This window comes from Streptomyces sp. 3MP-14 (assembly GCF_006334905.2).
Classification (GTDB): Bacteria; Actinomycetota; Actinomycetes; order Streptomycetales; family Streptomycetaceae; genus Streptomyces; species Streptomyces triticirhizae.
Genome location: NZ_VDLZ02000009.1, coordinates 72,982 through 88,658, shown reverse-complemented (window position 1 = coordinate 88,658; position 15,677 = coordinate 72,982). Strand labels below are relative to the sequence as shown.

At 74.2% G+C, this 15,677-nt stretch carries 17 protein-coding genes; 8 read left to right on the top strand and 9 right to left on the bottom strand.

Annotated features, from left to right (window positions below; translation table 11 throughout):
- Nucleotides 1-13: 13 nt before the first annotated feature.
- The 3 genes from FH609_RS16390 to FH609_RS16380 all read right to left on the bottom strand — a co-directional run bounded on the left by FH609_RS16390 (nucleotide 14) and on the right by FH609_RS16380 (nucleotide 2,584).
- The gene (locus FH609_RS16390) at nucleotides 14-607 is read right to left on the bottom strand and encodes a malonic semialdehyde reductase (protein ID WP_139668220.1); all 594 of its coding nucleotides are present in this window, start codon (nucleotides 605-607) and stop codon (nucleotides 14-16) included.
- Nucleotides 608-806: 199 nt separating this feature from the next.
- On the bottom strand, nucleotides 807-1,553 hold the full coding sequence (locus FH609_RS16385; RefSeq protein ID WP_139668219.1) for a response regulator: 747 nt from the start codon (nucleotides 1,551-1,553) through the stop codon (nucleotides 807-809).
- Nucleotides 1,550-2,584 carry a sensor histidine kinase gene (locus tag FH609_RS16380; protein WP_226961718.1) on the bottom strand — a complete coding sequence of 345 codons (1,035 nt, stop codon included), beginning with the start codon at nucleotides 2,582-2,584 and terminating at the stop codon, nucleotides 1,550-1,552. The genes FH609_RS16385 and FH609_RS16380 overlap by 4 nt, the downstream gene beginning before the upstream one ends.
- A gap of 111 nt (nucleotides 2,585-2,695) precedes the next feature.
- Between FH609_RS16380 and FH609_RS16375 the strand changes: the two genes are divergently transcribed.
- Genes FH609_RS16375 through FH609_RS16365 form a run of 3 tightly spaced genes read left to right on the top strand, consistent with a single transcriptional unit; the run spans nucleotide 2,696 to nucleotide 5,825 of the window.
- Entirely contained in the window at nucleotides 2,696-3,640 is a 945-nt protein-coding gene (locus tag FH609_RS16375) for an ABC transporter ATP-binding protein (protein WP_139668217.1), read from the top strand.
- Complete coding sequence (locus FH609_RS16370; RefSeq protein ID WP_139668216.1) at nucleotides 3,637-5,028, top strand: DUF1349 domain-containing protein; 1,392 nt, start codon at nucleotides 3,637-3,639, stop codon at nucleotides 5,026-5,028. The genes FH609_RS16375 and FH609_RS16370 overlap by 4 nt, the downstream gene beginning before the upstream one ends.
- Nucleotides 5,025-5,825 (top strand): ABC transporter permease subunit, encoded by an 801-nt coding sequence (locus FH609_RS16365; protein WP_226961717.1) that lies wholly within the window; start codon nucleotides 5,025-5,027, stop codon nucleotides 5,823-5,825. The genes FH609_RS16370 and FH609_RS16365 overlap by 4 nt, the downstream gene beginning before the upstream one ends.
- Before the next feature lie 82 nt (nucleotides 5,826-5,907).
- Here the strand turns inward: FH609_RS16365 and FH609_RS16360 are convergent, their stop codons facing one another.
- Together FH609_RS16360 and xseA are read right to left on the bottom strand one after the other, a co-directional pair.
- On the bottom strand, nucleotides 5,908-6,168 hold the full coding sequence (locus FH609_RS16360; protein WP_139668214.1) for an exodeoxyribonuclease VII small subunit: 261 nt from the start codon (nucleotides 6,166-6,168) through the stop codon (nucleotides 5,908-5,910).
- 5 nt (nucleotides 6,169-6,173) lie between these two features.
- Nucleotides 6,174-7,424, bottom strand: coding sequence for an exodeoxyribonuclease VII large subunit (xseA, locus tag FH609_RS16355; RefSeq protein WP_139668213.1), 1,251 nt, complete (start codon nucleotides 7,422-7,424; stop codon nucleotides 6,174-6,176).
- Nucleotides 7,425-7,513: 89 nt separating this feature from the next.
- Between xseA and FH609_RS16350 the strand changes: the two genes are divergently transcribed.
- Entirely contained in the window at nucleotides 7,514-8,497 is a 984-nt protein-coding gene (locus FH609_RS16350; protein ID WP_139668212.1) for a 4-hydroxy-3-methylbut-2-enyl diphosphate reductase, read from the top strand.
- A gap of 24 nt (nucleotides 8,498-8,521) precedes the next feature.
- Here the strand turns inward: FH609_RS16350 and FH609_RS16345 are convergent, their stop codons facing one another.
- Entirely contained in the window at nucleotides 8,522-8,986 is a 465-nt protein-coding gene (locus FH609_RS16345) for a DUF6542 domain-containing protein (RefSeq protein WP_139668211.1), read from the bottom strand.
- 211 nt (nucleotides 8,987-9,197) lie between these two features.
- Here FH609_RS16345 and ychF point away from each other — a divergent pair, with 211 nt between their 5' ends.
- Complete coding sequence (ychF, locus tag FH609_RS16340) at nucleotides 9,198-10,286, top strand: redox-regulated ATPase YchF (protein WP_139668210.1); 1,089 nt, start codon at nucleotides 9,198-9,200, stop codon at nucleotides 10,284-10,286.
- A 177-nt stretch (nucleotides 10,287-10,463) separates the two neighbouring features.
- On the opposite strand, the gene FH609_RS16335 is transcribed toward ychF, so the two are convergent.
- From FH609_RS16335 to FH609_RS16325, 3 genes are all read right to left on the bottom strand, one after another.
- Nucleotides 10,464-10,871, bottom strand: a complete 408-nt coding sequence (locus FH609_RS16335) for a PIN domain-containing protein (RefSeq protein ID WP_139668209.1) — start codon at nucleotides 10,869-10,871, stop codon at nucleotides 10,464-10,466.
- On the bottom strand, nucleotides 10,868-11,143 hold the full coding sequence (locus FH609_RS16330) for a hypothetical protein (RefSeq protein WP_014048106.1): 276 nt from the start codon (nucleotides 11,141-11,143) through the stop codon (nucleotides 10,868-10,870). The genes FH609_RS16335 and FH609_RS16330 overlap by 4 nt, the downstream gene beginning before the upstream one ends.
- Nucleotides 11,144-11,305: 162 nt before the next feature.
- Nucleotides 11,306-12,253, bottom strand: a complete 948-nt coding sequence (locus tag FH609_RS16325; RefSeq protein ID WP_139668208.1) for a cation diffusion facilitator family transporter — start codon at nucleotides 12,251-12,253, stop codon at nucleotides 11,306-11,308.
- A 282-nt stretch (nucleotides 12,254-12,535) separates the two neighbouring features.
- On the opposite strand from FH609_RS16325, the gene FH609_RS16320 reads away from it, so the two are divergent.
- The 3 genes from FH609_RS16320 to FH609_RS16310 all read left to right on the top strand — a co-directional run bounded on the left by FH609_RS16320 (nucleotide 12,536) and on the right by FH609_RS16310 (nucleotide 15,655).
- Entirely contained in the window at nucleotides 12,536-13,288 is a 753-nt protein-coding gene (locus tag FH609_RS16320; RefSeq protein ID WP_139668207.1) for a GntR family transcriptional regulator, read from the top strand.
- A 167-nt stretch (nucleotides 13,289-13,455) separates the two neighbouring features.
- On the top strand, nucleotides 13,456-14,274 hold the full coding sequence (locus FH609_RS16315; protein ID WP_139668206.1) for an ABC transporter ATP-binding protein: 819 nt from the start codon (nucleotides 13,456-13,458) through the stop codon (nucleotides 14,272-14,274).
- A gap of 1 nt (nucleotide 14,275) precedes the next feature.
- A complete protein-coding gene (locus FH609_RS16310; RefSeq protein WP_139668205.1) occupies nucleotides 14,276-15,655 on the top strand; it encodes an FtsX-like permease family protein in 1,380 nt (459 codons plus the stop codon).
- Nucleotides 15,656-15,677 lie beyond the last annotated feature (22 nt).

Sequence of the window (15,677 nt, the reverse complement as noted above, 5' to 3'; positions counted from 1 at the left end):
ACCGCGCCGCGCCTCAGAGCACCGTGACCGCGTCCTCGGCGGGCAGCCGGGGCGCGCGGGGGCGGTAGGCGTTCTCGCCGGGGTGGCCGATGTTGACCAGCACCATCGAACGCTGCCTGCCGTCGCCGAAGAACTCCTTGTCCACGGCGGTCGCGTCGAAGCCGGACATCGGGCCCGCCGCGAGGCCGGCGCCGCGCACGCCCAGCACGAAGTAGCCGATCTGGAGCGCCGCGTTGACCAGGCCCTGCCGCTCCCGCACCTCCTCGTCCGCGAAGACCGTGTCCTTCAGCGTGGGAACGGCGGGCATCAGCGTGGGCAGCTTCTCGTGGAAGTCCAGGTCGTAGGAGAGGATCACGGTCAGCGGCGCGCCCGAGATGGTGACCCGGTTGCTCTTCGAGACCAGCGGCAGCAGCCGCTCCCTCGCCTCCCGGCTGCGCAGCTCGGTGATCCGCAGTGGACTGATGTTGAACGCCGTCGGTGCCATCTTGACCAGGTCGTAGACGGCGGTGACCGTCTCGTCCGACACCGGCTCGTCGGTGAAGACCCGGGCGGTGCGGGCCTCCCGGAAGAGCAGGTCGAGGGCGGCGGAGTCGAGCGCGAAGGACATCGGGAGGCGGCCTTTCCGGGTGGGGGTGTGGGAAGGGGGAGTCGCGGGGCGACGCTGACCCGGCGGGGCGCCGCCTGACGGGCCCCTGGCTCCTCCCAGGGGCCAACCAGTCGGCCGGGGAGCGCATTCCGAACGCCGGGCGTGGCCTGCGCCACGGCGCCGCGGCCCGGCGGTGCCCGGGCGGAGTCCGGCGGCGCGCTCAGCCCGTGCCCCGCCCCGTCTCGCCCTGGGGGCCTTCGCCGGCGCCCGGCACGACCAGCCCCGTCTCGTAGGCGAGCACCACGGCCTGGGCGCGGTTGCGCAGCTCCAACTTCCGCAGCAGCCGGCTGACATGGGTCTTCACGGTCTCCTCGCCGACCACCAGGCGGCGCGCGATCTCCGGGTTGGACAGGCCGGCGGCGACCAGCCGCAGCACCTCGACCTCCCGGGGGGTGAGCCGGGCCAGCGGGCCGGCGTTCCCGGTGGCGGGCGGTCGGAGCCGCGCGAACCGGCCGATCAGCCGCCGGGTCACCCCGGGCGCCAGCAGGGCGTCCCCGGCGGCGACCACCCGCACCGCGTCGAACAGCCGCTCGGCGGTCGTGTCCTTGAGCAGAAACCCACTCGCGCCGGCGTTCAAGGCGTCATACACATGCTCGTCCAGGTCAAAGGTGGTCAACATCAGAACGCGCGGTGCCTCAGCGGCGCCGACGCCCGTGCCGTCCGCAGCACCGTCCGAGGTGCCCTCCGCCGTCAGCAGCCGGGTCGCCTCGATGCCGTCCATGACCGGCATCCGCACGTCCATCAGCACCACGTCCGGCCGCAGCCGGCGGCAGCACCGCACGGCCGCAGCCCCGTCCGGCGCGGTGTCGAGGACCGCCAGGTCGGGCTGGGAGTCCAGCAGCGCGGCCAGGCCGACCCGCACCACCTCCTGGTCGTCGGCGACCACCAGCCGGATGGCGCCGCTCACCGCTCGGCCGCCAGCGGCAGGCTGGCCTCCACCAGGAAGCCGCCGCGCGCGGAAGGCCCCGAGCGGACCGTGCCGCCGGCCGCCGCCGCCCGTTCCCGCATCCCCGAAAGCCCGAATCCGGCCTGTCCAGCGGCCTGTTCGGTGGCCCGTTCCCCGGCACCCGGGCCGCCCGTTCCCAGGCCGCTGTCGCGCACCCGCAGCCACAGCGCCTCGGGGCGGTAGCGCACCTCCACATCGACGGCGGCCCCCCGCGCGTGGCGGCGCACATTGGTCAACGCCTCCTGCACGATGCGGTAGGCCGCCAGCTCGATCCCCGGCGCCAGCGCCGTGATCCGGCCACTCACCAGCAGCCTGACCCGCGCCCCCGACGACCGCCGCGTCTCGTCGACCAGCGCCAGCAGCTGCGCCAAACCGGGCTGCGGCCGCCGGTCGGTCGCCGGGTCCCGTTCCTCCGCGTCCTCGCGGAGCACGCCCAGCAGCCGCCGCATCTCGCTGAGCGCGGTGCGGGCCGTGTCGCCGATGGCCAGAAACCGCCCCGCCGCCTCCTCGGGCAGCCCCGGGGTGGTCAGCCGGGCGGTCTCGGCCTGGATGGAGATCAGCGAGATGTGGTGCGCGACGACATCGTGCAACTCCCGTGCGATGCGCACCCGTTCGTCCCGCGCCAGCAGCTCACGCAGCCGCCGCTCACTCGCCCGCCGGTCGGCGTCCCGCACGAGGGCGGCCGCCCGCGCCCGCCGCGCCCGCCGGGCGACCGCCAGTGCACCGGCCGCCAGCGTCGCCAGCAGCCCCGAGACGGCGGGGGCGCCGTACAGCGCCACCGTCAGCAGGGTGCCCGAGGCGACGCCGGCCAGCGCGCCGGCCGGGCGGCGCGCGCCGAGCGCCAGCGGGGCGGTCGCGCCCAGCCCCACCAGCAGCGCCGGGGCCAGCCCGGTGCCCCGGCCCGACTCCGCGCGCAGCACGGCCTCGACCAGGGCGCCGACCGCGCAGAGCGCCCCCGCGAGGACCGGCCACGCGTGCTCCCGCAGCTTCATGACCGCCATTCTCGCCGCTCGCGCCCGCCCCGCCGTCCCTCGCGTGGGGGACAACGGAACCGCTCCACGCGGGGACGCCCCCGGCCCCCTCGCCTTCCTAGGCTCCCAGCCATGACGGAAGCGACGATCGAGGTGCGCGGCCTGCGCAAGCGTTATGGCCCCTTGGCGGCAGTGGACGACCTGTCCTTCACCGTCCGGCCCGGCCGGGTCACCGGCTTCGTCGGGCCCAACGGCGCCGGCAAGTCGACCACGATGCGGGTGATCATGGGGCTCGACCGGCCGGACGCGGGCCAGGCGTTGGTCAGCGGCCGCCCCTACGCCCAACTCCCCGTGCCGCTCTGCGAGATCGGCGCCCTGCTCGACCCCGCCGCCTGTCACCCCGGCCGTTCCGCGACCGACCACCTCAGGTGGCTGGCGCACACGGCGGGGCTGCCCGAGCGCCGGATCGCCGAGGTACTGACGGCCGTCGGCCTCACCGACGTCGCCCGGCGGCCAACCGGCGGCTATTCGCTGGGGATGCGGCAGCGCCTGGGCATAGCCGTGGCGCTGCTCGGCGACCCGCCCGTGCTGATCTTCGACGAGCCGGTCAACGGGCTCGACCCGCAGGGCATCCGCTGGATGCGCGGGCTGCTGAACTCCCTGGCCGCCGAGGGGCGCGCGGTCCTCGTCTCCAGCCATCTGATGCGCGAACTGGAGGGCGTCGCCGACCACCTCGTGGTCCTCAGCCGGGGCCGCGCCATCGCCGACACCACCGTGGCCGAGCTGATCGAGAGCGTGGCCCGTGGGCGGGTGGAGCTGCGCACCGAACGGCGCGAGGAGGCCCTGGCCGCGCTGACCGCGCTGGGCGCCACCGTCGCCGTGACCGGGGACGACTCCCTCACCGTCGCCGGGCTGCCCGCCGAGCGGGTGGCGCGGGCGCTGGCCGAACGCTCCGTGCCGCACCGCGAACTCGGCCCGCACCGGCCCTCGTTGGAGGAGGCGTATATGGAGATCAGCCGCGAGGCGGTGGAGTTCGAGCCGGCAGACCTCCCGTTCCCCGGCGAGGTGGCCCCGTGAACGAGCCCGCACCCCGCCCCGGGAACGAGCCAGTGCCCTACCGCTCCGCATACCGGGACGCCGCCGGCGGCGGCTTCCGGCGGCTGCTGCGCGCCGAGTGGACCAAGCTCAGGTCGGTCCCGCGCTGGGGCGCCGCGCTGCTCGCCGTCGTCCTGCTGACCCTGGCCACCGCCCTGGTCAGCCAGGCCGGGAGCAGCGAACAGGTGCGGGGGCGCGAGCAGGGCGCCGGCGCGGCGCCGCCCCAGCGGTACGGCGCGCTGGTCGAGGACGCCGGCGCCTTCGACCACGGCACGCTCGCCGGCGACGGATCGATCACCGCGCGGGTCACCGCGCAGGCCGACAGCCACCCCTGGGCCAAGGCCGGGCTGATGGTCAGGGAACACACCCGGCACGGCGCGGACTACGCGGCGGTGCTGCTCACCCCGGAGCACGGCGTGCGCTTCCACACCGACTATGCCGACGCCACCGAGACCGCCGGCGGCGCCGGGTCCACGCCCCGCTGGCTGCGGCTGACCCGGGAGGGCGGCACGGTCACCGGCTACGCGTCGCCCGACGGGGCGGACTGGCGCAGGGTCGGCTCGGCCGAACTGCCCGGCCTGCCCGAGGAGATCGCGATCGGCGTCTTCGTCGCCTCGCCCGGCCTGGTGGAGGTCGAACGGAGCTTCGGCGGCGAGGGCATCTCGGAGTCCGCGACCGTCGGCGAGGCGACCTTCGCCGAGGTCGACGTGGCGCCACCGGCCGCCGGCGCGCCCGCCGGCACGGTCACCCTCACCGGCCAGGGCGACATCGGCCCGCTGCGCTACGGCGACGACACCGTGCAACGGGCCCTGTCCCCGGCGTTGGTCGGCCTCACCGTCGTCGTGGGGCTGGCCGTGGTCACGCTCACCTCCGAACTCCGCACCGGGATGGTCCGCACCACCTTCGCCGCCAGCCCCCGGCGGACCCGCGTCCTGCTGGCGAAGAGCCTGGTGCTCGGCGGCGCGGTGCTCGTCGCTGGCGCGCTCGCCGCGCTGGGTTCCGTGCTGCTGGCCGATCCCGCGCCGCTGACCGACGGCCCGGTGCTGCGGGCGGTGCTGGGAACGGCGGCGCTGCTGGCGGTGGTCGCCGTCCTGAGCCTCGCGGTGGCCACGCTGCTGCGGCACGGGGCCGTCGCGGTCGCCGTGGTGCTGCTGCTGATCCTGGTGCCCGAGATCGTCGCCCCCGGGCTGCCGCTCTCGGCGGCGCTCTGGCTCGAACGCCTCACGCCGGCCGCCGGGTTGGCGATCCAGCAGACCGTGACCCGTTACGACACGGCGATCTCGCCATGGGGCGGCTTCGCGGTGCTCTGCGGCTACGCGGCGCTGGCCTGGGCGCTGGCCGCGTGGCGGCTGCGGCGGAGGAACGCGTGAAGGCGCCGGCGCTCGGCCTGTTGCGCGGCGAGTGGACCAAGCTCCGCACGCTGCCCGCCACGCCCTGGCTGCTGCTGGCGCTGGCGTTGGTCCCGCCGGCACTGGGCGCCGCGCTGGTGCTGCCGCTGGAGGCGGGGGAGTGCGCCGGACCCGAGGGGTGCGGCGAGGACCTCGTCCGGCAGGGCCTGGCCGGGGTGCGCCTCGGGCAGTTCGCGGCCGCCCTGCTCGGCGTGCTGGCGCTGGGCGCCGAGCACACCGGCGGCACCCTGCGGCTGACCTTCGTCGCGACCCCGCGCCGCCACCGGGTGCTGCTGGCCAAGGGGGTCGTGGTGGCCGGGGTGGTGACGGCGGCGGGCGCCGTGGGCGTGCTGGCCTCGGTGCTGGTGGCCCGACTCCTGCTGCCGCGCGGCGGGTTCACCGAGGCGGCCGGCCATCCGGCGCTCTCCCTCGCGGACGGGGCGACGCTGCGCGCCGCCGTCGGCAGCGTCCTCTATCTCGTGCTGGTCGCCGCCTTGGGGCTGGGCGCGGCCGCCGTGTTCCGGGAGCCGGCCGCCGCGATCGGCGCGGTGCTGGCGCTGCTGCTCCTCGCGCCCGTCCTCGTCGACCTGGTGGCCGACCCGCTCTGGCGCGAACGGCTGGCCCGGCTCGCCCCGATGACGGCGGGGCTGGCCGTGCAGGCCACCACGGACCTGGACCGGCTGCCGATCCAACCCTGGCCGGGGCTCGGGGTGTTGGCCGGCCACGCGGCGGCCTGGCTGGCGGCGGGCGCGGCCGCGCTCCACCGCCGCTCGCCCTGAGGCGGACGCTCGCCCTGAGGCGCCCGGGCGCTCCTGGGGCGGCCGCGCGCGAGGGCGTTCGGCGCGCGGCCCGCGCCCCGCCTCAGCCGTCCGAGCCCGGAGAGGCGTCGTCGTCGGCCGCGTCATCCTCCTCGGCCTCCCGCTCCAGGGCCGCGTCCAGCCGGGCCCGCGCGCCCTCCAGCCAGTGCCCGCAGATCCGCGCCAGCTCCTCCCCGCGCTCCCACAGCGCCAGGGACTCCTCCAACGTCACCCCGCCGGCCTCCAGCCGCCGGACCACATCGACCAACTCGTCCCGCGCCTGCTCGTAGCCGAGCGTCGTGCCCGTCGCGTCCGGTTCCGTCATGGCCGTCACCCTATGCCCGTCCCGGCGGCCGTCGAACCGGCCGACCCCTCCCGCACCGTGACCTCGAACGCGCCCCCCGCGACCCGCGCCCGCAGCTCCTCGCCCGGCGCCACCTCTTCCGGCGCCCGCACGGCGGCCCCGTCCGCGCGCTGGAGCACCGCATAGCCCCGGCGCAGCGTCGCGGCCGGCGAGAGCGCCACCACCCGCGCCCTGGTGTGCTCCAGATCGGCGCGCGCCGCGTCCAGCCGATGCCCCAGCGTGCGCCGGGAGCGCTCGACCAGCGCCGCCAGCTCTGCCGCGCGCTCCGTCACCATCCGGTGCGGCTCCGCCAGCACCGGCCGCGACCTGACGCCGGCCAGCCCGCTCTCCTCCCGGGCGACCCGCGCCTCGACCGTCCGCCGCGCCCGGTCCCGCAACTCCCTGATCCGCGACGCCTCCTCGCCCACGTCCGGCACGACGCGCTTGGCCGCGTCCGTCGGCGTGGAGGCCCGCACGTCCGCCACCAGGTCGAGCAGCGGCGCGTCCGGCTCGTGCCCGATCGCCGACACCACCGGGGTGCGGCAGTCGGCCACCGCCCGCACCAGCCGCTCGTCGGAGAACGGCAGCAGGTCCTCCACGCTGCCGCCGCCCCGCGCCACGATGATCACCTCGACCGCCTCGTCGGCGTCCAACTCCCGCACGGCGTCCACCACCTGGGCCACCGCCTGCACGCCCTGGACCGCCACGTTCCGCACCGTGAACCGGACGGCCGGCCAGCGGTGCCTGGCGTTCTCCAGGACGTCCCGCTCGGCGGCCGAGGCCCGGCCCGTGACCAGCCCGATCCGGCCCGGCAGGAACGGCAGCGGCCGCTTCCGCGCGGCGGCGAAGAGGCCCTCCTCGGTGAGCGCGCGCTTCAGCCGCTCCAGGCGCAGCAGCAGCTCCCCGACGCCCACCGCGCGGATCTCCGAGGCCCGCAGCGACAACTCCCCGCGCGGGGCGTACCACTCGGGCTTGCCCAGCACCACCACGCGGGCGCCCTCGACTATCACGTCGGCCACCCGGTCGAAGACCGCCCGGAAGCAGGTGACCTTCAGGGAGACGTCCCGCGCCGGGTCGCGCAGGGTGAGGAAGACCACCCCGAAGCCCGGCCGGCGGGAGAGCTGGGTGATCTGCCCCTCCACCCACACCGCCCCCAGCCGGTCGATCCAGCCCCCGATCAGCCGGGACACCTCCCCGACCGGGATCGGGGCGTCCGCCGAAGTCTGCGTCGCTGCCATGGGGTCACGCTAACCCCGGCCACTGACAGTCCCGTTCCCCCGCCTCCCGGCACCCCCGCCGCGCCCGCCCGGCCCTCTACGATGGGCCCATGGCTGAAGACACCGAGCGCCGTCGCGTCCTGCTGGCCGCCCCCCGGGGCTACTGCGCCGGCGTGGACCGCGCCGTCATAGCCGTGGAGCAGGCGCTGGAGCAGTACGGCCCGCCGATCTATGTCCGCCACGAGATCGTGCACAACAAGTACGTCGTCCGCACGCTGGAGAAGAAGGGCGCCATCTTCGTCGAGGAGACCGCCGAGGTCCCCGAGGGCGAGATCGTGATCTTCTCCGCCCACGGCGTAGCCCCCGAGGTGCACCGGGAGGCCGAACGCGGCCGGCTCGCCACCATCGACGCCACCTGCCCGCTGGTCACCAAGGTGCACAAGGAGGCGGTGCGCTTCGCCAGCCAGGACTACGACATCCTGCTGATCGGCCACGACGGCCACGAGGAGGTCATCGGCACCAGCGGCGAGGCCCCCGAGCACATCACCCTGGTCGACGGCCCGGACGACGTGGCGAACGTCGAGGTCAGGGACCCGGAGAAGGTCGTCTGGCTCTCCCAGACCACGCTGTCGGTCGACGAGACGATGGAGACCGTAGGGGCGCTCAAGGAGCGCTTCCCCAACCTGCTCAGCCCGCCGAGCGACGACATCTGCTACGCCACCCAGAACCGCCAGACCGCGATCAAGCAGGTCGCCGCCGAGTCGGACCTGGTGCTGGTGGTGGGCTCGAAGAACTCCTCCAACTCGGCCCGCATGGTCGAGGTCGCCCTCGGCGCCGGGGCGGGCGCCTCCTACCTGGTGGACAACGCCTCGGAGATCGACGAGTCCTGGCTGGCCGGCGTGCGCACCGTGGGGCTCTCCTCTGGCGCCTCGGTGCCGGAGGTGCTGGTGGACGGCGCCCTGGAGTGGCTGGCCGAGCGCGGGTTCACGGACGTGGAGATCGTGCAGCCGGTCAGCGAGCACATCCAGTTCTCGCTGCCCAAGGAGCTGCGCCGGGACCTGCGTGCCGAGGCCGCCGCCAAGCTGGAGGCCTGAGGCCGGCGCGCCCGATACCGGCGCTCAGCGGCTCCGGCGCAGCCGGCGGCGGAGCACCTGAAGTCCCTTGCGGACCACGGCGATCCACACGGCCACCGCTGTGCCGGCGAAGAGCCAGGGGGCGCGGAGCGCCAACTCGGTGACGGTGTTCATCGGCCCGCTCGTGGTGAGCAGCCCCAGCGCGAACGCGATGGGCGCCGCGATCGGGCCGCAGACCAGCTCGGCGGGGCGCACCCAGCCGGCCGCGACCAGCGCGGTCAGCACGAACAGCACCCCGTAGAGCGTGGGTGCCCCGCCGATCACCTCGCAGAACCAGGCGGCGACCACCATCGAGGCGCTCGCCAGCACCCCGCAGCCGAGGCCGGTCAGCCGGGGCCGGGGCAGTCGGGCAAGCGCGTCCAGGAACGGGGCGCGGCGCGCCCCGCCCGCCCTGGGCCTGGCCGAGGCCGGCGTCGCGCCGGCGGGCCTGGGTACCCGCCGGCGCACCACGGCCGGATGTTGCCGAGGGTGCCGAGTTGTGTGCGTGCTGTGTTCCACCGCTCCAACGTAAGCCGCTGCCCTGGCGCTGCCGGGAGGGACACGCTTAACGGTCGATATGACCGCGCCCGGCGGCCGGTCTCCGGCGCGCCCTTAGACTGGTGAGTCGCGTTCACCCTTCACTCGTTCGTCCATCCCCTCCACTCGTTCCGGGAAGTCTCACGTGTCGCTCACGATCGGAATCGTCGGCCTGCCCAACGTCGGCAAGTCCACGCTGTTCAACGCCCTGACCAAGAACGACGTGCTCGCGGCCAACTACCCGTTCGCGACCATCGAGCCCAACATCGGCGTCGTCGGCGTCCCCGACCCCCGGCTGGACAAGCTGGCCGAGCTGTTCTCCTCCCAGCGGGTGCTGCCGGCGACGGTGGACTTCGTCGACATCGCCGGCATCGTGCGCGGCGCCAGCGAGGGCGAGGGGCTCGGCAACAAGTTCCTGCACAACATCCGCGAGTCGGACGCCATCTGCCAGGTCATCCGCGCCTTCAGGGACGAGAACGTGGTCCACGTGGACGGCCGGGTCTCGCCCAAGAGCGACATCGAGACCATCGACACCGAGCTGATCCTCGCCGACCTCCAGACCATCGAGAAGGTCCTGCCCAGGCTCCAGAAGGAGGCCAGGGTCAAGAAGGACAAGCAGCCGACCGTCCGCGCGGTCGAGGAGGCCAAGGCCATCCTGGAGGAGGGCCGCACCCTCTTCTCCGCCGGCATCGCCCAGGGCAGCGAGCGCGCCGAGCCGCTGCGCGAGCTGCACCTGCTGACCGTCAAGCCGTTCCTCTTCGTCTTCAACGTGGACGAGGACGAGTTGACCGACGAGGCGTTCCAGGCGGAGCAGCGCGCGCTGGTGGCGCCGGCGGAGGCGATCTTCCTCAACGCCAAGCTGGAGTCCGACCTGGCCGAGCTGGACGAGGAGGAGGCGCTGGAACTGCTCCAGACCGTGGGCCAGGAGGAGCCGGGCCTGGCCACGCTGGCCCGCGCGGGCTTCGCGACGCTGGGGCTCCAGACCTATCTCACGGCCGGCCCCAAGGAGGCCCGGGCCTGGACCATCAAGCGCGGCGCCACCGCCCCCGAGGCGGCCGGGGTGATCCACACCGACTTCCAGAAGGGCTTCATCAAGGCCGAGGTCATCTCCTTCGACGACCTGGTCGACGCCGGCTCCGTCCAGGAGGCCCGCGCGCGCGGCAAGGCGCGGATGGAGGGCAAGGACTACGTGATGCGCGACGGGGACGTGGTGGAGTTCCGCTTCAACGTGTAGCGGGTGACGTGCCACCACGTCGCTGGTCCGGCAAACGTGCGGGTCGGAAGGGGTTCGACTTCTTGAGGTCGGGCCCCTTGTTCTTTCCCGTGCTGGGATGGTCGCCCCCCTCGCGGATGCCTTCTGCGAAGCAGCAGTCGATCAGCAGGTGGATTCAGCCTGAGCGAGGCCGAGGGGTCAGACGTCCTTGATCTGTACGCGGTCGCCGCACAGTTTCGACCAGTCGTCGCGGTCCGAGGTCAGTACGAGGACGGGTGCCGGGGAGCGGAGCGCCGTCGCGGCGACGAGGGCGTCGATGGCGTACTTGTGGCCGTGTAGGCCGCCGGCGTCGCTCAGCAGTCGCACCGCGGTGAGGCTGTCAGCCTGAGTGACGTCCTGAACCTGAAGCCGAGAGAGCACCCAGTGCAGCCGAGCGGCGTCCGTCTTCCCGTAGACGGCCTCCACCACCGTCAGGGCCGACACGAGGACGGGGACCCCCACGCGTCGAGCGGCCTCGATCCGGGTGATCATCTGGCGATCGTCGCGCAGCAGCAGCGACAGCGCCTGGGAGTCGAGTAGCAGGGACCTGGCCGCGGGCTCCTTCATGCGGCGCTGTCGTTCGACGCGTAGGGCGCCGGTGCGTCACCGAACAGTTCGCTCTGTGCGGCCTGGACTTCGGCCTCGCTCAGCGGCTCGTGCTCGGCTTCGTAGGCGGCCACGATCTCGGCGAGGCCGTCCATCGCGAGCTGGTGCCGGACCGCTGCCGTCACATACGCGGACACGCCGCGCTTGCCGGTACGTGTGCGCAGAGCACCAAGGAGTTCCGAGGGCATCGAGACGGAGATGTTCTCCGTGCCGCCGGGGCGGGGTGACTTCATGGCCGCAAGTCTAGTACAGAAATTATTACAGCGTCTGGGGTGCTGTGCGGCCTGTATCCGGGGCGGGCGTTGATGCGTGGTCTTCTCGATCCTCGCCACGCGGCCAGCGGCATCGCCGAGCCGACCCGTCTTCGTCCTCCCTGGCGCGGGGGAGTTGGGCGCTCAGCCGCCGGTCGGTGCCTCGGTCGGTCGGCCGTCGTCGTCGCGGTAGATGTCCGGCTCCAGGTAGATGACCCGGGCCAGGGGCTCGGCCGCGCGGATGCGGGTCTCCGCCTCGTCGATCGCGCGTGCGATGGAGGCCGCGTCGTCCTCGTGGTTGACGGCGATCTTCGCGGCGACCAGCAGCTCGTCCGGGCCGAGGTGCAGCGTCTTCATGTGGATGACGCGGGTGACGTTCTCGCCGTCCACCGCCGCCTCCCTGATGCGGCTCAGCGAGGCGCGGCCGGCGCCCTCGCCGAGCAGCAGGGACTTGGTCTCGATGGCGAGCACGATCGCGATGACCACCAGCAGCACGCCGATGCACAGGGTGCCCACGCCGTCCCAGACGCCGTCGCCGGTGGCCAGGGCCAGGCCGACGCCGCCCAGCGCCAGCACCAGGCCGACCAGGGCGCCGAGGTCCTCCAGCAGCACGACCGGCAGTTCGGGGGCCTTGGCGGTGCGCACGAACTGCGTCCAGGACTGGTCGCCGCGCACCTCGTTGGACTCCTTGATCGCGGTCCGGAACGAGATGATCTCGGCGATGATCGCGAAGATCAGCACGCCCACCGGCCAGTACCAGTGCTCGATCTCGTGCGGGTGCCGGATCTTCTCCACGCCCTCGTAGACGGCGAAGAGGCCGCCCACCGAGAACAGCACGATGGCGACGATGAACGCGTAGATGTAGCGCTCCCGGCCGTAGCCGAAGGGGTGTTCCTCGTCCGCCGCCCGCTTGGCGCGCTGGCCGCCGACCAGCAGCAGGGCCTGGTTGCCCGCGTCGGCGAGGGAGTGCACGCCCTCGGCCAGCATCGACGACGAACCGCTGAACCCGGCAGCGGTGAACTTGCTGACCGCGATGGCGAAGTTGGCGCACAGCGCCGCGACGATCGCCTTCGTTCCGCCTGACGCGCTCATCTCCCGCGTCCCCTTCCGGATCTCCCCGTTCGGCCGTTCCCGGCCCCGTTGGTCGGGGGTTCGGCCGTCTACTCGTCGGCACATTCTGTCAGTTGGGGCGGGGCACCCCGGCGGGGGGCGGAGGAACGCGGGGGCGCGCGCCGGGGGTGACGCGAGGGGCGCTGTGCGGCCCCGGTCATCACTTCGAGTGAAACCTTGGCCGTCCCTTGCGGATGACAACTTTCTGTTGTCAAGCTGTTGCTGTTTGTCAGCATAAATCGGAAGCACCTGTGGGAGGGGCTCGTGGCATTCGGTGAACAGCCCGCGTATCTCCGAGTCGCGGACGACCTTCGACAGCAGATCGCGGACGGCACCCTGCCGCCGCACACCCGGCTCCCCTCGCAGGCCAGCATCCGCGCCGCGTACGGGGTCTCGGACACGGTGGCCCTGGAGGCACGCAAGGTGCTGATGGCTGAGGGCCTGGTCGAGGGACGTTCCGGCTCCGGCACCTATGTGCGGGAGCGGCCCGTGCCGCGCACCATCACCCGCAGCGGCTATCGCACGTTGAACGACTGCTCCCCGTTCCGGCAGGAGCAGGCCGACGAACGGGTGCGTGGCACCTGGGAGGCGCAGAGCGAGCGGGGGGAGGCCGCGCCCGGCATCGCCGAGCGGCTGGGGATCGAGGCCGGCGACCCCGTGATGTGCACCCGCTACGTCTTCCGGATCGGGACCGAGGCGGCGATGTGCTCCACCTCCTGGGAGCCGCTGCGGATCACCGGCCGCACCCCCGTGATGCTGCCCGAGCAGGGGCCGTTGGCCGGGCGCGGGGTGGTGGAGCGGATGGCGGCGATCGACGTGGTCGTGGACAACGTCGCCGAGGAGGTGGAGGCCAGACCGGCGTTGGCGGCCGAGGCCCGGGTGTTGGGCGGCCTGCCCGGCCATCCGGTGCTGGTGGTCCGCCGCACCTACCGGGCGGGCTGCCTGCCGGTGGAGACGGCCGACGTGGTGGTGCCCGCGGACCGGTTTCGCGTCGCCTACCACCTGCCGGTCCGGTAGCGCCGCGGGGTCGGCGCCCCCGGGGTGGTGCCAGCGACACCCCCGCCCGTCGTCAGGGCCACCCCGGTCCGGTGCCTGCGCCCATCGTTTCCCGCCCCGGCGCTGCCTAGCGTCGTGGGTGACGGCGAAAAGGTCCGCCGTCACCCAACGGAGAAGGGCTGGAAGCCATGTACCGAGTGTCGCAGGAGGCGGTGGCCGGGGCGCCGGAAGCGTTGCGGCTGGTCTCCGTCACCAGGGTCTACGGGCGGGGCGGGGCCGACGAGACGGCGGTCAGGGCCCTGGACGGGGTGTCGCTCTCGCTGCCGTCGGGCAGCTTCACCGCCGTGATGGGGCCCTCGGGCTCGGGCAAGAGCACGCTGTTGCAGTGCGCGGCCGGCCTGGACCGGCCGACCAGTGGGCTGGTCGCGGTCGCCGGGGCCGAGCTGGCCGGCAGCTCCGAGGCCGAGCTGACCCGGCTGCGCCGGCAGCGGATCGGCTTCGTCTTCCAGCAGTTCAACCTGCTGCCCACGCTGACGGTGCTCCAGAACGTGGTGCTACCGCTGAAGCTGGCCGGCCGGAAGGTCAACCGGGCCCGGGCCGTCAACGTGCTCACCCGGCTCGGCCTGGGCGAGCGGCTGCGGCACCTGCCGGCGCAGCTCTCCGGCGGGCAGCAGCAACGGGTCGCCATCGCGCGGGCGTTGGTGACCGAGCCGGAGGTGATCTTCGCCGACGAGCCGACCGGCGCGCTGGACACCCGCAGCGCCCGCGAGGTGCTGGGGCTGCTGGCCCAGGCGGTGCGCGCGTACGGGCGGACCGTGGTGATGGTCACCCACGACCCGGTGGCCGCCTCCTACGCGGACCAGGTGGTCTTCCTCGCCGACGGCCGGCTGGCCGGCACCCTGCGGGAGCCGACGGCCGAAGCGGTGGCGGAGCGGATGACCAGGCTCGGCGCCTGGGACGCGGCCGAGGAAGCGGACGCGCTGGCGGCGAGCGGGGCGGGGGTCTGAGATGTTCCAGCTGACGACGCGTTCCCTGGCCAGGCGGCCGGGCGGTTTCCTGGCGGGCTTCCTCGCGGTCTTCTTCGGCGCCGCCATGGTGATGGCGTTCGGCTCGCTGTTGGACACGGCGGCCCAGCCGGGCGCGCCGGAGAGCAGCGTGGAGACGCTGGAGGTGATGGCGTTCGTGGTCGGCGGCTGGGGGCTGGCGCTGGTGACGTTCGCCGTGGTCTCCACCATGTCGCTGACGGTGCGCCAACGGGCGCGCGAGATGGCTCTGTTGAAGAGCGTGGGCGCCACGCCGGGCCAGCTGCGGCGGCTGGTGGTGGGGGAGACCCTGGCGCTGGCGCTGGTGGCGGCCGTCGCGGCGATCCCGGTGGCGATGGCGCTGGGGCGGCTGCTGTTCGCCGCGTTGGAGGAGTCCGGCCAGATCGAGGCGGGCATGTCGCACGCCTTCGGGCCCGTTGCGGTGTCCATGGGGATGGCCAACGCGCTCCTCGCGGCGCTGGTCGGGGCGTTGATCACCGCGCGCCGGGCGACCGCGACGCACGCGGCCGAGGCCCTGGCGGACGCCTCGGGCGCCGGCGGGGGCGGCCCGCTGATGGGCCGGGGCCGGTGGCTGATGACGCTGCTGGCGCTGGTGGCGACCGCCGCCTCGGTCACGGTCACCCTGACCGTGCTCGACGGCGAGGGCGTGGACGTGATCACGGGGGCTGGGCCCGGCGTGGTGGCCGCCTCGGTCCTGCTGGCGCTGCTGTCGCCGGTGCTGCTGCGGGGCCTCGCGGCGGTGCTCGGCGGGCCGCTGCGGCTGCTGTGCGGGGTGAGCGGCGAGCTGGCGGTGCGCAACGTGCGGCAGCGCACCGGGGAGTTGGCGCGCGCCGTGGCGCCGGTGACGATCTTCACGGGCGCGTCGGCCGGCACCCTCTCGTTGCAGCGGGTGGAGAACCTCCAACTCCGTGCCGAGGGCGCGGCGATCCTGGAGGACAGCCAGACCATGGAGACCATGAACTATGTGGTGGTCGGCATCATCGCGGCCTTCTGCTGCATCATGCTGGTCAACACCCTGGTCTCGGCGACGGCCTTCCGCCGCCGCGAGTTCGGCCAGCAGCGGCTGGCGGGGGCCACCCCCCGGCAGGTGTTCGCCGCCGTGGGCGTCGAGGGGCTGCTGGTCGCCGGCACCGGGATCGTCTCCGGGCTGCTGGCCTCGGTGCTTCTGCTGCTGCCCTTCGGGCAGGCCAGGGCGGACACCTGGCTCCCCGACGACGGCGTGGTCTGGGCGATCCACGGCGCGGTGGCGGGGGCGGCGCTGCTGGTGACGTTGGCCGCCTGCGTCGGCACGGCGCGGCGGGTGGTGCGGCGCTCCTCCGCCGTCGACGCGGTGCTGGCCGCCTGAGCGCGGCGGCGCGGGCTCGGCG

What these genes read in the sequence shown, in the direction of transcription:
- FH609_RS16390 (WP_139668220.1), bottom strand. Translation starts at nt 607, where the DNA reads ATGTCCTTCGCGCTCGACTCCGCCGCCCTCGACCTGCTCTTCCGGGAG.
- FH609_RS16380 (WP_226961718.1), bottom strand. Translation starts at nt 2,584, where the DNA reads ATGAAGCTGCGGGAGCACGCGTGGCCGGTCCTCGCGGGGGCGCTCTGC.
- FH609_RS16375 (WP_139668217.1), top strand. Translation starts at nt 2,696, where the DNA reads ATGACGGAAGCGACGATCGAGGTGCGCGGCCTGCGCAAGCGTTATGGC.
- FH609_RS16360 (WP_139668214.1), bottom strand. Translation starts at nt 6,168, where the DNA reads ATGACGGAACCGGACGCGACGGGCACGACGCTCGGCTACGAGCAGGCG.
- xseA (WP_139668213.1), bottom strand. Translation starts at nt 7,424, where the DNA reads ATGGCAGCGACGCAGACTTCGGCGGACGCCCCGATCCCGGTCGGGGAG.
- FH609_RS16350 (WP_139668212.1), top strand. Translation starts at nt 7,514, where the DNA reads ATGGCTGAAGACACCGAGCGCCGTCGCGTCCTGCTGGCCGCCCCCCGG.
- FH609_RS16335 (WP_139668209.1), bottom strand. Translation starts at nt 10,871, where the DNA reads ATGAAGGAGCCCGCGGCCAGGTCCCTGCTACTCGACTCCCAGGCGCTG.
- FH609_RS16330 (WP_014048106.1), bottom strand. Translation starts at nt 11,143, where the DNA reads ATGAAGTCACCCCGCCCCGGCGGCACGGAGAACATCTCCGTCTCGATG.
- FH609_RS16325 (WP_139668208.1), bottom strand. Translation starts at nt 12,253, where the DNA reads ATGAGCGCGTCAGGCGGAACGAAGGCGATCGTCGCGGCGCTGTGCGCC.
- FH609_RS16315 (WP_139668206.1), top strand. Translation starts at nt 13,456, where the DNA reads ATGTACCGAGTGTCGCAGGAGGCGGTGGCCGGGGCGCCGGAAGCGTTG.
- FH609_RS16310 (WP_139668205.1), top strand. Translation starts at nt 14,276, where the DNA reads ATGTTCCAGCTGACGACGCGTTCCCTGGCCAGGCGGCCGGGCGGTTTC.